At 53.8% G+C, this 15,485-nt stretch carries 15 protein-coding genes; 10 read left to right on the top strand and 5 right to left on the bottom strand.

The window, feature by feature from the left end; all coding sequences use genetic code 11:
* Positions 1 to 20: 20 nt before the first annotated feature.
* Complete coding sequence (locus REIFOR_RS08055) at positions 21 to 341, bottom strand: rhodanese-like domain-containing protein (RefSeq protein WP_100257069.1); 321 nt, start codon at positions 339 to 341, stop codon at positions 21 to 23.
* A gap of 418 nt (positions 342 to 759) precedes the next feature.
* On the opposite strand from REIFOR_RS08055, the gene REIFOR_RS08050 reads away from it, so the two are divergent.
* Together REIFOR_RS08050 and REIFOR_RS08045 are read left to right on the top strand one after the other, a co-directional pair.
* Positions 760 to 1,497, top strand: coding sequence for a metal ABC transporter ATP-binding protein (locus REIFOR_RS08050; RefSeq protein ID WP_100257068.1), 738 nt, complete (start codon positions 760 to 762; stop codon positions 1,495 to 1,497).
* Entirely contained in the window at positions 1,490 to 2,362 is an 873-nt protein-coding gene (locus tag REIFOR_RS08045) for a metal ABC transporter permease (protein ID WP_100257067.1), read from the top strand. The genes REIFOR_RS08050 and REIFOR_RS08045 overlap by 8 nt, the downstream gene beginning before the upstream one ends.
* Before the next feature lie 82 nt (positions 2,363 to 2,444).
* On the opposite strand, the gene REIFOR_RS08040 is transcribed toward REIFOR_RS08045, so the two are convergent.
* The gene (locus REIFOR_RS08040; RefSeq protein ID WP_100257066.1) at positions 2,445 to 3,014 is read right to left on the bottom strand and encodes a thymidine kinase; all 570 of its coding nucleotides are present in this window, start codon (positions 3,012 to 3,014) and stop codon (positions 2,445 to 2,447) included.
* An 87-nt stretch (positions 3,015 to 3,101) separates the two neighbouring features.
* Here REIFOR_RS08040 and xthA point away from each other — a divergent pair, with 87 nt between their 5' ends.
* On the top strand, positions 3,102 to 3,926 hold the full coding sequence (gene xthA, locus REIFOR_RS08035) for an exodeoxyribonuclease III (protein ID WP_100257065.1): 825 nt from the start codon (positions 3,102 to 3,104) through the stop codon (positions 3,924 to 3,926).
* A gap of 54 nt (positions 3,927 to 3,980) precedes the next feature.
* On the opposite strand, the gene REIFOR_RS08030 is transcribed toward xthA, so the two are convergent.
* Entirely contained in the window at positions 3,981 to 6,908 is a 2,928-nt protein-coding gene (locus REIFOR_RS08030) for an insulinase family protein (protein ID WP_100257064.1), read from the bottom strand.
* Between the two features lie 258 nt (positions 6,909 to 7,166).
* Here REIFOR_RS08030 and REIFOR_RS08025 point away from each other — a divergent pair, with 258 nt between their 5' ends.
* Complete coding sequence (locus REIFOR_RS08025; protein WP_100257063.1) at positions 7,167 to 9,815, top strand: helicase-related protein; 2,649 nt, start codon at positions 7,167 to 7,169, stop codon at positions 9,813 to 9,815.
* 75 nt (positions 9,816 to 9,890) lie between these two features.
* Here the strand turns inward: REIFOR_RS08025 and REIFOR_RS08020 are convergent, their stop codons facing one another.
* Positions 9,891 to 10,526 (bottom strand): TetR/AcrR family transcriptional regulator, encoded by a 636-nt coding sequence (locus tag REIFOR_RS08020; protein ID WP_100257062.1) that lies wholly within the window; start codon positions 10,524 to 10,526, stop codon positions 9,891 to 9,893.
* Between the two features lie 294 nt (positions 10,527 to 10,820).
* Between REIFOR_RS08020 and REIFOR_RS08015 the strand changes: the two genes are divergently transcribed.
* The 6 genes from REIFOR_RS08015 to REIFOR_RS07990 all read left to right on the top strand — a co-directional run bounded on the left by REIFOR_RS08015 (position 10,821) and on the right by REIFOR_RS07990 (position 13,969).
* The gene (locus tag REIFOR_RS08015) at positions 10,821 to 11,492 is read left to right on the top strand and encodes a Bax inhibitor-1/YccA family protein (RefSeq protein ID WP_100257061.1); all 672 of its coding nucleotides are present in this window, start codon (positions 10,821 to 10,823) and stop codon (positions 11,490 to 11,492) included.
* 166 nt (positions 11,493 to 11,658) lie between these two features.
* Positions 11,659 to 12,045, top strand: coding sequence for a sulfurtransferase complex subunit TusD (gene tusD / locus REIFOR_RS08010; protein WP_100257060.1), 387 nt, complete (start codon positions 11,659 to 11,661; stop codon positions 12,043 to 12,045).
* An 8-nt stretch (positions 12,046 to 12,053) separates the two neighbouring features.
* On the top strand, positions 12,054 to 12,401 hold the full coding sequence (locus tag REIFOR_RS08005) for a DsrE family protein (protein WP_100257059.1): 348 nt from the start codon (positions 12,054 to 12,056) through the stop codon (positions 12,399 to 12,401).
* On the top strand, positions 12,401 to 12,664 hold the full coding sequence (locus tag REIFOR_RS08000) for a hypothetical protein (protein WP_100257058.1): 264 nt from the start codon (positions 12,401 to 12,403) through the stop codon (positions 12,662 to 12,664). The genes REIFOR_RS08005 and REIFOR_RS08000 overlap by 1 nt, the downstream gene beginning before the upstream one ends.
* A 4-nt stretch (positions 12,665 to 12,668) precedes the next feature.
* Positions 12,669 to 12,980, top strand: coding sequence for a TusE/DsrC/DsvC family sulfur relay protein (locus tag REIFOR_RS07995; RefSeq protein WP_158524328.1), 312 nt, complete (start codon positions 12,669 to 12,671; stop codon positions 12,978 to 12,980).
* Positions 12,980 to 13,969, top strand: a complete 990-nt coding sequence (locus REIFOR_RS07990; protein ID WP_100257056.1) for a glycosyl transferase family protein — start codon at positions 12,980 to 12,982, stop codon at positions 13,967 to 13,969. The genes REIFOR_RS07995 and REIFOR_RS07990 overlap by 1 nt, the downstream gene beginning before the upstream one ends.
* On the opposite strand, the gene cysG is transcribed toward REIFOR_RS07990, so the two are convergent.
* Complete coding sequence (cysG, locus tag REIFOR_RS07985; RefSeq protein WP_100257055.1) at positions 13,966 to 15,387, bottom strand: siroheme synthase CysG; 1,422 nt, start codon at positions 15,385 to 15,387, stop codon at positions 13,966 to 13,968. The genes REIFOR_RS07990 and cysG overlap by 4 nt on opposite strands.
* Between the last annotated feature and the right edge of the window lie 98 nt (positions 15,388 to 15,485).

Genomic DNA, 15,485 nt, shown 5'->3' with positions numbered 1-15,485 from the left:
CATAACTTAAGGCCGGACGGTTAAAGCTTTTGTTTGAGTTGCTCTATACGGTTCCACGTTTTGCCATTGATTACCGGATCAAAGCCCATTCGCTTCAGTTCTTCCAGGGCCATCGACGAGCGCATACCCGAAGCACAGCAGACAATAATCGGCACGCTGAGCGTGGCAATCTGGATCTGAGCATTGCCAATGTCGGTGTGGGCTATATTAATAGCGCCGGTAACAGAACCGGAACTGAATTCAGCCGCGGATCGAACATCGATAATGCTGGCGCCTTGGCGCAGTGCATCGAGGAGCGCATCGGTGTCGTCGGCAAATAACTTCTTTAAGAATCCAAACATAGTCTACAGCCTGTGGATTGGGTTAGTATCAACATAAGGTACGCCTAATATAGGGGTAAGAGAAGCTGATTAATCGGTTCATTTTGCTATTTCCTGTAATAAAGATTACAGGAAATAGCGATATATGGTGCTGGTACTCTTCTGGGTCATGGCTGGGTCATACTTCGATCCTGGTCGATTTCGGCATAATTCCTCGGCTTGTCGATGATTATCGTTCACGCCACATCCTTTATCGCTTAAATATAGTCTCTTCGACCGCGCAGACGTGCCAATACAAATTGATATGATGTATCATTTCATTCATCTTACTAACCGAGTGTTTCCCTGTGCGGTTTTTTTACGCTGACTTAAAATATCGACTGCTCTTGGTCTTGTCCTGCCTCGCGATCCTCTGCCTATTGGTTTGGGGCGCGCTCTAATGTTGACCTTTGAGAACCTCACCCTAGGTTACGATCGTCATCCGGCGGTCCATCATCTCAATGCCACCATTGTTGAGGGTGACTTCATCGCCTTGGTCGGCCCCAATGGCGCTGGCAAGTCGACGTTGCTTAAGTCGATTTTAGGCCAATTGACGCCTATTGAGGGTCGGGTGGTCTTTAATGGCATCGGCAAAAACGATATCAGCTATCTGCCCCAAGCTAGCGCGGTCGACCGCACCTTTCCAATCACCGCCGAACAGTTTGTCGCGACCGGGCTGTGGCAGGAATTGGGTGCCTTTGGTCAGGTCAAAAAACATCACCGTGAGCGAATTCATCTGGCCTTGGTTAAGGTCGGTTTGGCGGGCTTGGAGCATCGCACCCTTGATGCCCTATCCGGCGGCCAGTTTCAACGCCTGTTATTTGCCCGCAAGCTGATGCAGCAGGCGCGCTTGCTGCTGTTAGACGAACCCTTCAGTGGTGTCGATGAACAGACGGTTGAGGATCTGATGCAGGTCATCACCGACCTGCATAGTAATGGTGCGACCATTGTCGCGGTGATTCATAACTTGAGTCTGGTCAGACGCTACTTTCCCCGCGCCCTGCTCCTGTCCCGCGAGCTGATCGCCATGGGTGACACGGCGCAGGTGCTAACACCCGATAATTTAAATCGCGCCAGTAGCCTCGGCTTTGCGGACGAGTTAGACCCTGAAATCTGTGCGGTACACGACCATGCTTGATCTATTAATCGGTCCCTTTATCGAATTTGCCTTTATGCGCCGCGCCCTGCTGGGCACCCTGGTTCTATCGGTTAGCTCCGCGCCAATCGGGGTGTTTTTAATGTTGCGTCGGATGAGTCTGACCGGCGATGCCATGTCTCATGCCATCCTACCCGGCGCCGCCGTTGGTTTTTTGTTTGCTGGCCTGTCGGTCACGGCCATGACCATCGGCGGGCTGATTGCCGGCAGTCTGGTCGCCCTACTCTCGGGTTTAACCGCGCGTAAAACCGGCACCGGTGAGGATAGCAGCCTGGCGGCCTTTTACCTGACGTCGCTGGCGATCGGGGTGATGATTATTTCTATGTCGGGCAGCAATGTTGACCTGATGCATGTCCTATTTGGCTCGACCCTGGCCTTGGATAACACCGCTTTGATTCTGCTCTTAAGCATCTGTGCCATCACTCTGATTGCGCTGACCCTGATTTATAGGCCCTTGGTGATGGAGTGCGTCGATCCAGATTTTCTCAAGTCTATCAGTCGCTTCAGTTCCATCGCCCACTATGGCTTTCTGATGCTCGTGGTCTTAAACCTGGTCAGTGGTTTTCACGCTATGGGCACCCTGATGTCGGTCGGCCTGATGATATTGCCCGCCTCGATCGCGCGCTTTTGGGTACGGCAACTGGAGTCGATGATCTTACTGTCGATGTTGCTCGCCTTTGGGGCCTGTGTGTCTGGCCTGTTATTTTCCTACTATATCAGTGTGCCGACCAGCCCGATGATCATCACCAGCCTGGGCGCCTGCTATATTGTCTCGATATTTTTCGGCCTCAACAAGGGCATGTTGACCACCCTAATCAATGCCAAGCGCAAACACCTAACGGTATAGATGCCCGTTAATAATCAATAACTTATAACACATAGTTAATCTTATTTATTAAGATTAACTCGCTTCAGGTTACGTGCTGTCCTTACTGATATAACGCCTCATAGTAGTGTTTCCGACACATCGATACATAGCGTTCATTGCCGCCAATCTCCACTTGAGCTCCGTCGGTCAAGGCCTTGCCGTTTTCATCCATCCGCATCACCATGATAGCCTTGCGTCCGCAGTGACAGACCGTCTTCAGTTCGGTGAGCTTGTCGGCGATGGCCAATAGGCGTTCAGACCCGGTGAAAAGTTCGCCGCGAAAGTCGGTGCGTATGCCATAACAGAGCACCGGTAATTTCATGGTATCCACCATAAAGGCCAGATCATCGACCTGCTTCTTGGTCAAGAATTGGGCCTCATCGATAAAGACACAATCGACCGGATTGCCGTCTTTGTACCAGGCGATCAGATCGGTTTCGTTATTGAAGGTGTCAGCTGGCTTTTCCAGCCCGATCCGGGACGCAATGCGGCCATCACCAAATCTATTGTCGAGTTGGGCCGTCAGTAGGCGCGTTGTCATGCCCCGTTCGTGATAATTGTAGTCCGATTGCAGCAGCGCAGTGGACTTGCCAGCGTTCATTGCCGAGTAGTAAAAATAAAGTTGAGCCATAAGAATGCACACTGTTGGTATTAATTTGGGATCGAGTCGTCAATAATAACGGTCTTCCCTCGTTGGTCTCAATGGTAATCGCGTCTAATGAAAATTATTTCCTTTAATATCAATGGTATCCGCGCCAGATTTCATCAATTGGCCGAACTCAAAACGCGCCACGATCCCGATATACTCGGTCTCCAAGAGATTAAGGTGCACAGCGATATGTACCCGCACGAGGATGTCCAGGCCGCATCCGGCCTGGTGTCTCAGGTTTGGGGTCAGAAGGCGCACCATGGCGTGGCGACGCTGAGCCGCAGTGCCGTAGAGCATCAGTGTGGTTTCCCCACGGATGTCGAGGACGATCAACGGCGCCTCATTATCAGCCGCCATCCGACGCAGGATGGCCGTATTCTGACGGTGATCAATGGCTACTTCCCGCAAGGCGAAGGCGACAGCCACCCAACTAAATGGCCGGCAAAACGCAAGTTCTACGCCGACCTTCTGGACTGGCTGAATAGCGAAGCCAAGCCCGATGACCTGTTAATCGTCCTGGGCGATTTCAATATTGCCCCGGTGGATGAAGATATCGGTATCGGCGAGAAGAATGCCAAGCGTTGGCTTAAGGAAGGTAAATCAGCCTTTTTGCCTGAGGAACGGGTCTGGTTTGAAAAGATTCGCGCGTGGGGCTTGGCCGACTCCTATCGAATTGAGCATCCGCAGGTCAATGATCGGTTCAGTTGGTTTGATTATCGTTCGAAGGGCTTTGCTGATGAACCCAAACGGGGTTTGCGCATCGACCAACTTATGATCTCTGCCCCGCTGATTCCATTGATCCGAGCGACGGGTATCGATTATGACATCCGCGCCATGGAACGACCGAGCGATCACGCGCCGGCTTGGTTGGAATTGAATTTAGACTTGGTTTAACAAAAAAATCCGGCGCCGGAAGGTTACAACCGGCACCGAATGAGTAGCTACGGCTTAGATTTTTTGCCAATCGAAGCCAGCGTCCGCCAGTTTTTGAGCATTTTTGAGATCGGTCACCACCGCCTGTGATCGGTTCTCGGCGCCCAAATAGCGTTCTGCAACGCTCTGAATTTGCTTTTTATCGACCGCAAGCAGCCGTTCACGATAGGTTTCTCGGAACGCATCGGTGCGGTTGAAGAGCCGGTTTTGATAGGCACCCTTCGCCTCGCCTGCGGGTGAACCCGGTCTATCGAGCGACCCCATCACCCCCAAGACCGATTCTTCTACCTGGGCATCGGTCAATTGACCGCTGCTCAACCAGTCCAAACTGCCACTAAAGTCCTGCAGCGTTTCCTCTAAGCGCGGGTCACGATAGGAATAGAAGCGGAACACACCATTGCTGTTATCGTGCGAGGCCCCGCCGCCATAGGCACCCCCCTGCTCGCGAATCGTGCGATGCAGATAATTATTGCGTAAGACCCCGCCCAGAACTGTCAGAGCCGCCGAATCCGGATGACTGGCAGAGACGGTTTTATAGGCCGCCGAACAGAAGTTCACCTGAGTTTCCGTGCTCCAGACAATTTGCCGATCGCTCGACTGGCCGATCTGCTGCCGTTTGGAATGGTTTTCCGCACCCAGCTCGATGCCATGGCGCAATAATTCCTGTTCCAACCCAGCCAAACGAGGGGCTTCGCCAACCAACAACCCGTGCGCCGGCTGGGCCTGAAACTTGTGATGCAAGGCGATCAACTGCTCCAGCCAGACCTCTAACAGCGCCGGATCAGCCTTCCAGTCGCTAACCCAGTTCTGTAGCCGCCGAATCGCCGGCAAGCCGGTCGCATCATAGGTCAGGGAGTTGCCCAGGCTATGACAAGCGGATGCCGCTTGCATCGCCAAACCGTGGCCGCCACCGGTAATGCCCTGAACGCGGCGTGAACTCATTAAACTGAGATAATCGGCGATTCGAGTGCGCTCATCAAAACGCGCCTCGAGCCAATGACTTTTCATAATCTGCGACAGGTCGCCGGCATTGCGCTCCAACGCCTTGCCGGTGAAAACCAGATAGCCATTGATCGCATCGACATCGCCTATTTCCGGCTTGTAGAGGGAGTACAGATTAACATTACCGGTTTTGGCGGCCTGACGTTGCTGGGTGGCCAGGTAATCGAGTTTACCGGCACCGAGTTCCGGCAGCAGCGCAGTATAGAGCGGTAATAGGCGGCGTTCGGCGTCGGTCAGATCGGGAATAGGCCAGTACCACTGCTGATACACCAAACCGTTGGTGCCCGCGGCGTACTGAATCATCGGCCGCTCCTGCACGGAGGTTTGCCGTTTCACGGCCGGCTTGACATCACTGAGCGTGACCTTGGGTAGGATTTCGCTATCGTCATCCTGTTCCTGGCGGGCCTTGAGGGCTAAGGAAGCATCGACTATTGCCTGAGCCTCAGCGTCACTCAGCTGGGCTTGAATGGCATCCAAACGAGCCCGTTCATTGGCCGCTTGGCGCTCTGAGTAGAGCGGATCCGGACGCATAATAAGGCGTACACTGTGGCTGTTATCGAGTAATAGACGATGGATCAGGTCACTGATATAGCCCGGTTGGGCCGATGCGACGCGCAATTGTGCCAGGGCCTTGTCAATATCCAGCGACTCCATTACCGAACCGCCATGAGTGGCCGCACCGGTGACTGAAAAGATCAGCTGTAAACCATAGGGCTGGCCATCACCGGTAATTTCCCGTTGAGATAGCTCCAACTGATGCAGCATGGCATCAACATCGTCCTGACTAACGCCCTGCTCGGCTATGTCGGTCAAGGTTTGGATCACCAGCGCTTCAAAGGCATCGGCTTGGTCGCCATTGCTGCCTTCAATGCCACACATAAACATCATTTCACGATTCGAATCTTCCAGGCCGCACAGGGGCGAGGGATTGGTGCCCAAGCCGCTAGTTTCTAAAGCATGGCGCAGCGGGGATGCGCTGTTATCGAGTAATAGATCGGAGAGCAGATGCGCCTCCAGTTGGGCGAACAGATCGGTACTTTCGCCTAACAGCCAGCCGAGCGATAAGAATGTCTTGTCAGCCACATCGCCTTCGGACGGATAGGCATCTTCGACGCGCAACTTGCGATTGAAGCGTTTTTCCAGCGGCACCGACAGCTTGTGGTTGAGAGGTTCAAAGCGATCTAAGGCCAACGTCTCGATCCGCGCCTGGATATCAGCGGCGGGCCGGTTACCAAAGGTGAAAAAGGTGGCATTGGACGGATGATAATGGGTCGTATAGAACGTCTTTAACTGTTCGTAGGTAAGATCCGGAATATGTTCCGGGTCGCCGCCACTATTATAGTGATAGGTATTGGACGGAAACATATGGCTTTTGAAGACCTGATACAGGTGCGATACCGGCGAGCTCATCGCGCCCTTCATCTCATTAAAGACCACACCCTTGTATTGTAAGGGTGTGCGAGGGTCGCTCATATCTTCAAATTCCAGACGATGCCCTTCCTGCAGGAAATCCAGTTTGTCGAGCCGCGAGAAGAACACCGCATCGAGATAGACCGAGAGCAGATTCTCGTAGTCTTTGCTATTCTCACTGGCAAAGGGATAGGCCGTCCAATCGCTGCTGGTCATGGCATTCATAAAGGTGTTGAGCGAGCGGCGGGTCATCATAAAAAACGGGTCGCGCACTGGGTATTTCTGCGAACCACAGAGCGCGGTGTGTTCCAATATATGGGCCACGCCGGAGGAATCTTGGGGCATGGTGCGTAATGACACCATAAAGACATTTTCGTCGAGATCGCTGGCCAGGTGGAAATGTTCGGCCCCGGTTTTTTTGTGACGATAATGCTCCAAACGTACATTGAGGGATTCAATATAGCGCGAATCCACCGACTCAAACGCGTCGAATGGGGATAGTTCGGTCATCTTAAGATTCAATTCGGTCATAGTTCCTCTATGTTTTAATGACTCAGGTGGCGACGGAATGGCCGCGAACCTGGCTTAGTTGCCTGCTAGCTTAGGTCGGTAAGGCCTTAAGATGCAAGCTTGGCGGGCCTAATGCGGGTTCGATAATGGCTTTGGGCCTTAGCCGGCGCCAAACAGTGCGCTCTTTAGCCGGAAAACGGGGGTTCGATACTCTTTTCGGCCTTTCATAGTTGGTCAGAATAAGTAGAATACCGGCCCTTAATAGTCTGAGAGGTCAATATGACGCAATTCGTGCAAGGTCAACGTTGGTTAGTCGACAGTGAGCCTGAATTAGGCTTGGGTCTGGTTCAGGGGTTGGACCCGCGTGCGGTCAGATTGTTTTTCCCGGATTGCGACACCGAACGTCAATATGCCTTGCGCGACGCTCCGCTCACCCGACTGGTCTTAGAAATAGGCGATACCCTAGAGCACCGTGAACAGGGGCCGATGGAGATAGCCGAGGTCCATCACCTAAACGGTTTGATCATCTATGAGACCACCACCGCTCAAATGGTCACCGAAACCGACCTGGCCGATACGGTCAAGCGCAACAACCCGGTGATGCGCCTGCTAACCGGGCAAACCGATCATCCAAACTGGTTTTCGTTCCGCTCTGCCCTAACCCGCGGTATTCAAGCCATTTGGAATGGCCATATGAACGGCCTACTCGGCACCCGTTCGTCATTGCTGCCGCATCAGCTCTATGTCGCCAAGAAAGCCACCGAACACACCCATGTGCGCGCCCTGCTCGCCGATGAAGTCGGTCTGGGCAAAACCATTGAAGCCGGTCTGATCATCAACCGTTTGGTGCATCAGGGTCGCGCCAAACGGGTTTTGATCGCCGTGCCTGAAGCCTTGCAAGCCCAGTGGCTGGTGGAATTGATCCGCCGCTTCTCGCTCTACTGCGAGCTGTACCAGAGTGAAGAGCACGACTTCGGCATCGGCCAGGTGCATCTGATCAGCCATCGAGAATTGAGCAACATCGACTGTCTGGCGCAAATCATGGAGCAGGAGTGGGATATGCTGGTGGTCGATGAAGCCCACCATCTGCCCACCGAACCCAATGCCGAATTGTTGCATTGGACTATACTGGCCGAACAGACCCCGCATCTTTTGTTAATGACCGCTACGCCGGAGCAACTGGGCATGAATGCCCACTTTGGTCGGCTACAGCTGTTGGATGCCGGCCGTTTCACCAGTATAGAAAAGTATCAGCAAGATGAGTCGAGCTTTACCGAACTGTCCGGTCTGGCACGCGCGCTAGATGACGATAATGTGACGCCGGCCCATATTGCCGAACTGGAAGCCTTGGGCATTCAATGGAATAACGACAATCAACGGGCGCTCAGCGCCCTGCTCGACCGCCATGGCACCGGTCGCGTGGTGTATCGCAATACCCGTAAGGGCGTCGCCGGGTTCCATTCCCGTCAAGCCGATCTAACCCTGTTTGATGATGAGGCTGGCCGTATCGCCGCCTTGGCCAAATGGCTGTTGCTGCATCGGGACCAAAAAATCCTCTTGATCGCACACGATATGGACACCGCCAAGGATGTCGCCTTTCAACTCTTTCAAAAACACGGTCTGGAGGCGACCTCCTTCCATGAAGACCTGGACCTGATCGAACGCGATCGCGCTGCGGCCCATTTTGCCGAAGCCGATGGCGGCGCGCAGATCTTGGTTTGTTCCGAGATCGGCGGAGAGGGACGCAATTTTCAATTTTGCCATCATCTTATTTTATGGGATCTGCCGACTCACCCCGATATGCTGGAACAGCGTATCGGCCGACTGGACCGTATCGGCCAAACCCAAACCATCCAGATTCACGCCTATCTACTGGCCGAATCCGATGATCAACAACGCTTTGAGTGGTATCACAACACATTGCGCTGCGTCGAACAGATTCAACCGGCGGCCAGCGCAATCCATGAACGCTATGCGGCCCAGTGGTTTGATGCACCATCCGATGATTTGAAAGAGCAGATTCAGGGCGAATTAAAAAGTCTGGCCGAACAGCTCGAAAGCGGTCGAGATATATTGCTCGAGCTAAATTCCTGTCGCCAGCCCGAAGCCGATGAGATCAAGGCCGTCATCGAACAGCTGGAACAACACCATCCGCTCGATGTGGTCGAAATGGCCGCCAATCTGCTCAATCTGCATTTTGAGTCGATCGCCGATGGGGTTTATGAATTGATCCCATCGAGCAATATGTTGATTCCGACCCTACCGGGCATTCCCGAAGGCGGGGCCGTGGTCACCTTTGACCGGGCACGCGCCAGCGCACGGGAAGACACCCTGTTTTTATCCTGGGAACACCCCTTTATCCAGGGTCTGATGGACATTCTGCAAGGAACCGAATTGGGTCAAGCGAGCATCGCGGTATTGCAGACCACTCAGGTGCCGGCGGGTCAGTTGCTGATGGAGGTACAGTGGTCTATATCCATGCCCGAACGCTTTGGCCATGCCATTAAGCCCCATATGAGCCACAGCCTGTTCCGAACCTTAGTGTTAGAAGGTGGTGATAAGGATTTGGATGCGGTCTTGGCCGAGGACAGCCTGCAGGCCCAGATCAAGGCCCTACCGGTTAAGTTGGCGCGTAATATGATTCGTCAGGCGAAAGATCGCATCGCACCCCTGTATGAAACCAGTCAACGCCTGGCGCAACTGCGTTTTGATCAGGCTATGACCGAGAGCGGCCAATCGCTAAAACATAGCAATCAGGCCCGCATCGAGCGTCTGACTTATCTGCAAACGGTCAACCCACTGGTCAGCCTCGACGATGTCTCTGCCTTGATCAGCCAAACGGAACAAGAATGGGCCGCACACCAGTCGTGCGAATTTATAACCAGTGGCGTGCGTTTAATTCTCTGTGCCCCACCGGGTTCGCTCTAAGCGTTGGTAGGCCTTGTCGGCCGGCGCCAGCAGAGCCCAAAGGTTCTGTTGGCGCCGCCGGCTAGTCAGATCGGGCTACGCTTCCTGCTCCAACGCTGCTGCCAGAAATGGAATCAACTGGGCCATGACCTGTTCGACACTGGTATCGATGCCGGTATCGGTCTGGGCCATACTTCTCAATACCTCAATACTCGACATGGTGAACACCGCCGCACCGATGGCAAAGTGCAAGCGCCAGAAGATGGCTTCGCTGGATAGATCCGGATGGGCGAGTTTCAAATAACCGATAAAGCGGCCATAGACCTCGGCATAGTTTTCATACAGAAAGCGCCGTAAGTGGCCCTGCGCCTGGGTATAGGCCAGACCGAGCAAGCGCATAAAAACCGATAACTTGTTGTAGTGATCGTTAGGGGCAACGCCGGTGAGCATGGTACTGGCCAGCACCCCTAAGACATCCCGAAAATCCGGATCCCGTTTAATGGCCACGACGGCATCCAGCTCCTTGCTTAACTTGAGCGTAAAGGGTGTTAAAAAACGGGCAAAAACCGCCTGAATCAATTCCTTTTTAGACCCGAAATGATAGTTAACCGCGGCCAGATTGACCTTTGCGCGGGTGGTGATCATGCGCAAGGACGTCTCGGCAAAACCCTTTTCAGCGAACAATTGCTCAGCCGAATCGAGGATGCGGGTTACGGTGTCGGCTTGGCTCATACTGAGTCCCCACTGAATTCAAACGATCGTTTAAAACAATGAGAGTAGTCTTTTTCACTCACTGTTGCAGTACTTTTTTGCCTAAATAACGACCCTTCACCCCTAAAAGGCTGACGTTTACAACGTATAACAACGGAAATAGAATTCCGGCGAGTAAATAAATGGCATAAGTACAGCATAATGCTTGAACAACACCCCTGTTTTGAAACAGACTAGACATAACCCTTGAAAGTAACGGTTCTGACCCGCACTAAGGGAATGTTAACCTGAAGTAATAATTTGGAGGCGTCTTAAATGGCCCAATACGATCAAATCGCTACGGCTCGTCCCGAGTCGGCACTGGCGACCAACAAAGTCTTGCGCAATACCTATATGTTGTTGTCTATGACCCTGCTATTCAGTGCAGCCACGGCGCTTATTTCTATGGCCATGGGCTTGCCTCAGGGTGCATCGATGATCATGAGCCTGGCGGCCATCGGAATTGTCTGGTTCGTTTTACCCCGTACTTATAACTCCAGCATGGGCATCGTCTGGACATTCGTCTTTGCCGGTCTGTTAGGCGCTGGTCTTGGGCCAATGCTGAATCATTATCTAGCCATGGCAAACGGTCCTTCAATCGTTGCCCAAGCGCTCGGTGGCACCGCCATCGTAACCTTTGGTTTATCCTTCTATGCGGTCACCACCAAAAAGGATTTCAGCTTTTTAGGCGGCTTCCTGATGGTCGGCATGATCGTCATGGTTGTGGCGATGATTGCCAATATATTCTTCGCCATCCCGGCCATGAGCATTGCCATCTCCGGTGGTGTTGTGCTGCTGATGTCGCTGATGATCCTGTTTGATACCAGCCGAATTGTGAATGGCGGTGAAACTAACTATATCCGCGCCACCGTTAGCTTGTATCTGGATATCTACAACCTGTTTGTCCATCTGCTGGTTCTGGTTGGTTTTCTGAGCAGCGACGACTGATCGACAGTAATTGTCAAAGGGGCCGCATTTGCGGCCTTTTTTTTGGCTCGCAAAACACGGTAAAAGCCCCCAAACTGGCGCAACCCCGGCTCAGACGGCGAACAAACCGTTCTATTCCGAGCCCGCTCCGTTATAATTGCACTTTGTGTTACGGGCTATTTCATCGATGCGTTTCCAACTCAATGTTTATGGTGCACCCTGGGCGGCCAATAACGCCGCGGATGTGCGCTGCTTTGTCGAGGCGGCCTGGACTGCCGGTCATGATATAGCGCGCGTGTTTTTCTTTTTTGATGGGGTTTATCATGGCTTGCTTAGCCAATCACCGGCCAGCGATGAAGCCAATCCGTTGGCCTATTGGCAGTCGCTGGCGCTGGCCGATGTTGATCTGCTCCTGTGTATCGCCGCCGCCAGCAACCGCGGCGTGCTCGATGAGGCCGAGAGTGCCCGTTATCAGCAAAGCGTGACAACCAGCGCGGCCTGTTTTGAACTGACGGGTTTGGGCCAGTGGGCCACCGGTTTCCACGATGTGGACCGAATTATCACCTTTAAATAGAGTCCTGCATGAGCTTTAACCTGATTATTATTAAACAGAGCCCCTACCAAGGACGCCAAAGTCATGAGATTTTGGAGGCCATCATGAGTTTGGCTCTGTTCGATATCGACCATCGTGTGGTGTTCTTTGAACAGGGCATCAGTTGGCTGTTCGCCCAACAGGCTCCTACAGAGCAGAAATCCCTGGAAAAGCAGCTCTCTGCCCTGCCCCTCTATGGCAGCGAAGCGCTCTTTTATTGTCAGGAGCATCAAACCCTACTGTTCCCCGACCAGCCGCTCCAACAATCGGTGCAACCCCTTGCGCTGCAGGACTTGGCCTTGTGGTGCCGACAGGCCGATCACGTGGAGGTTTTTTAATGCAATTGCTAACGCTCACGCAGATCCCAAGCGAGCTCGAACAACAGCTGTTTCAACAACTACTTGTGGCCGATGATGTGCTGTTACTGACTGGCCGGGCCTTACCCCTATGCTACCGTGCCCGGCCCTATGCGTGTCAGGCGATGGTTCGGCAAGTCGAGATTGACAAGCTCGGCGGTCAACCCGATGGCGACTGGACCCTGATCGATGATGCCCGTTGGGTTGAGCTCAGCGCCCTCAGTGCTAAAACGATCGTATGGTGAGCACATGAGTTTAACCACCGATCACCAGGGTTTTCTGCTTGATGCCCAGCACTGGACCGACGACTGGGCCGGCGCCACCGCCGGCGCGCTCGGCTTGCCCTGGCAAGAGCTTGACCAACAGTTGGTAGCGGCGTTGCGGCAGTTCTATTTCACCTTTGACCTATCCCCCCCGATGCGGCCACTGGTAAAACACATCAAAACCGAATTTGGTCCAGATATAGGCAACAGTATCTGGTTAATGCATCGATATGGCGAGAGTCCAGCCCGAGCGCTGGCGCTCTTGGCCGGCCTCCCCAAACCAAAGAATTGCCTCTAATGACAAATCCGAACACCCTAACCGAACAATACACCATGCCCGCCATGATTCGCGCCCTGGGGCGCGGTAAGAGTGGCTCTCGGAATTTGAGTTTCGATGAGGCAGCCTTTGTAATGGGCGCTATTTTGAACGAGACCATTACACCCGCCCAACTGGGTGCCTTTCTAATGTTGATGCGAGTTAAGGAAGAAACCGCCGAAGAATTGGCCGGCATGGTCAGTGCCTGCATTCAACCGCTAACGCTTGCTCCGACCTGCTCGGTCGATGTCAATTGGCCGGCCTATGCCGGTAAAAAGAAGCAACCGTCCTGGTATCTGTTGGCCGCTCGACTGCTGGCGCGCAATGGCATTTCCATCTTTATCCACGGCGGTGGCGAACACACCGCGGGCCGGCAATATGCCATCGACGTCTGTCGGGTGCTCGATATTGCGGTGGTTTCCAGCCTGAACGCGGCGCAGGTCGAGCTTCAGCGGACTAACATCTGCTATATGGCGTTAGCCGATATTGCGCCGGTACTGTCCGCGCTTATCGATATGAAGGCGGAGCTGGGTCTGCGCTCGCCGGCCAACACCTTGGTCCGACATATCAATCCGTTACAGGCGGGTTTAACCCTTCAAGGCATGTTTCATCCCGCCTATATGGCACTGCATCACCAAACGGCGATTCTTCTGGGCCAGAACAATAACCTGGTGCTCAAGGGCGATGGCGGTGAATTTGAGGTCCGGCCAGACAGCCTAACGGCTATTGCCAGCCATGCCGGCGCTCAGAATGACCAACAAAAGCTTGAACCGGTCTTGGCACGCCGGGCTTTGCGGCCCGAAAAAGCCCAGCTGGATCCGCTCTTGGCGCTCTGGGACCATAATGAGGGGGATGGTTATGGCCAGGCGGCCGTGTTGCAAACGGCAGCCCTTATTGTCTCGGCCTTGCAGCGGATTACGCTGGCCGAGGCCCAGGCCACTGTTGCCCAATGGTGGGCACAGCGCCATTAGTCGCCAGGGCCCTGAGCTGTGGATTGCCCATGGGCATCGTTAGAGGTCGACGGCCCAAACCAACTCAACTTGTCGTGTAACGAGACCACCTCACCGACTATGGTTAGCGTCGGGGCCCTGGGCTTTTCACGTTCGACGATCCCCGGCATGGTCGCCAGGGTACCAATAAAGACTCGTTGCTCAGGGGTGGTACCCTTCTGGATCAGAGCTATCGGGGTGTGCGGATCACGACCGTGCTCGACAAGCTTTTGGCAGATGGTACCGATGCCACTTAAGCCCATATAGAAGACCAGCGTTTGACTGGTTGAGACCAGCTCCGCCCAGGGCAAATTCGCACTGCCATCTTTCAGATGCCCGGTCACAAAACGCACCGATTGGGCGAAATCCCGGTGGGTCAACGGAATACCCGCATAGGCGGCACAGCCCGATGCAGCGGTAATGCCCGGCACCACCTGAAAGGCAATGCCCTGTTCCGCCAAGAGGTCGATCTCTTCCCCACCCCGGCCAAATATAAAGGGATCGCCACCCTTAAGGCGCAACACCCTATTGCCCAGCAAAGCCTGATCCACCAAGAGTTGGTTTATATCGCCTTGTGCAAGGGTATGTTGAGCTCGACGTTTGCCGACATAGATGCGTTCGGCATCGCGCCGAACCAGCTCCATGACCGCATCGGAGACTAAGGCGTCATAAACCACCACATCGGCCTGCTGCATCAGCCGTAAGGCCTTAAAGGTCAATAGATCCGGATCTCCGGGACCGGCGCCGACCAAATAAACTTCCCCGCGCTTGCGCAGCTCCGGATTATGCAGTGTGGCCACCAAACTCTGCTCAGCCTGAGCCATCCGGCCGGCGTAAACGTGTTCGGCGGTAACGCCATTGAGAATTTTCTCCCAAAAGCTGAGCCGATCGGCCGAACGGCTAAAGGTTGCTTTTACCTCGGCACGGAAGCGTGCCGCCAGCGCGGCCAGTTGGCCATAACTGGCTGGGATGGTACTTTCCAGCTTAGCCCGAACCGATCGTGCCAGTACCGGCGCCTGACCGCTCGAGGTAATGGCGATGACCAGCGGATTGCGATCTACGATGGAAGGAAAAATCACATTACAGAGACTGGGCGAATCCACAACATTGACTAATAGCCCCTGAGCCCGGGCCAGAACGCTAATATGACTGTTGAGGACACCATTGTTGGTGGCTACAACCACGAGCGAACAATCCTGAATATCCCTATCGATGAATTCGCGCTCGATACACTCACAGGAGGCACGATTTTTGAGCGCAGCCAGGATGTCCGGGGCAATAACTCGAATCCGCGCGCCGCTCTTTTCGAGCAGGGTGATCTTGCGCAGCGCAATGGTCCCACCACCGACTACCACTATTTGTTGATCCGCAAAGCGATGAAAGAGCGGAAAATAATCCACGACGTTCTCCTTTTAAAAAAACGGGCAAGCCAACGATGTTCACTGGAGGCTTAGGGCGGCCCTAAAAAAACCCCTTTCGGGGTTTTTTAGCGGAGCCA

Origin of the sequence: Reinekea forsetii, assembly GCF_002795845.1 — a bacterium.
Classification (GTDB): Bacteria; Pseudomonadota; Gammaproteobacteria; order Pseudomonadales; family Natronospirillaceae; genus Reinekea; species Reinekea forsetii.
The sequence above is the reverse complement of the archived record's forward strand: the minus strand, read 5'-3'. Positions and strand labels throughout refer to the sequence as shown.

Excerpts from the sequence above, each read along its gene's own strand:
- REIFOR_RS08000 (WP_100257058.1), top strand. The coding sequence starts at position 12,401 with ATGCAATTGCTAACGCTCACGCAGATCCCAAGCGAGCTCGAACAACAG.
- REIFOR_RS08055 (WP_100257069.1), bottom strand. The coding sequence starts at position 341 with ATGTTTGGATTCTTAAAGAAGTTATTTGCCGACGACACCGATGCGCTC.
- REIFOR_RS08050 (WP_100257068.1), top strand. The coding sequence starts at position 760 with ATGTTGACCTTTGAGAACCTCACCCTAGGTTACGATCGTCATCCGGCG.
- tusD (WP_100257060.1), top strand. The coding sequence starts at position 11,659 with ATGCGTTTCCAACTCAATGTTTATGGTGCACCCTGGGCGGCCAATAAC.
- REIFOR_RS07995 (WP_158524328.1), top strand. The coding sequence starts at position 12,669 with ATGAGTTTAACCACCGATCACCAGGGTTTTCTGCTTGATGCCCAGCAC.
- REIFOR_RS08025 (WP_100257063.1), top strand. The coding sequence starts at position 7,167 with ATGACGCAATTCGTGCAAGGTCAACGTTGGTTAGTCGACAGTGAGCCT.
- REIFOR_RS08020 (WP_100257062.1), bottom strand. The coding sequence starts at position 10,526 with ATGAGCCAAGCCGACACCGTAACCCGCATCCTCGATTCGGCTGAGCAA.
- REIFOR_RS07990 (WP_100257056.1), top strand. The coding sequence starts at position 12,980 with ATGACAAATCCGAACACCCTAACCGAACAATACACCATGCCCGCCATG.
- REIFOR_RS08030 (WP_100257064.1), bottom strand. The coding sequence starts at position 6,908 with ATGACCGAATTGAATCTTAAGATGACCGAACTATCCCCATTCGACGCG.
- REIFOR_RS08045 (WP_100257067.1), top strand. The coding sequence starts at position 1,490 with ATGCTTGATCTATTAATCGGTCCCTTTATCGAATTTGCCTTTATGCGC.
- REIFOR_RS08040 (WP_100257066.1), bottom strand. The coding sequence starts at position 3,014 with ATGGCTCAACTTTATTTTTACTACTCGGCAATGAACGCTGGCAAGTCC.
- xthA (WP_100257065.1), top strand. The coding sequence starts at position 3,102 with ATGAAAATTATTTCCTTTAATATCAATGGTATCCGCGCCAGATTTCAT.
- REIFOR_RS08005 (WP_100257059.1), top strand. The coding sequence starts at position 12,054 with ATGAGCTTTAACCTGATTATTATTAAACAGAGCCCCTACCAAGGACGC.
- REIFOR_RS08015 (WP_100257061.1), top strand. The coding sequence starts at position 10,821 with ATGGCCCAATACGATCAAATCGCTACGGCTCGTCCCGAGTCGGCACTG.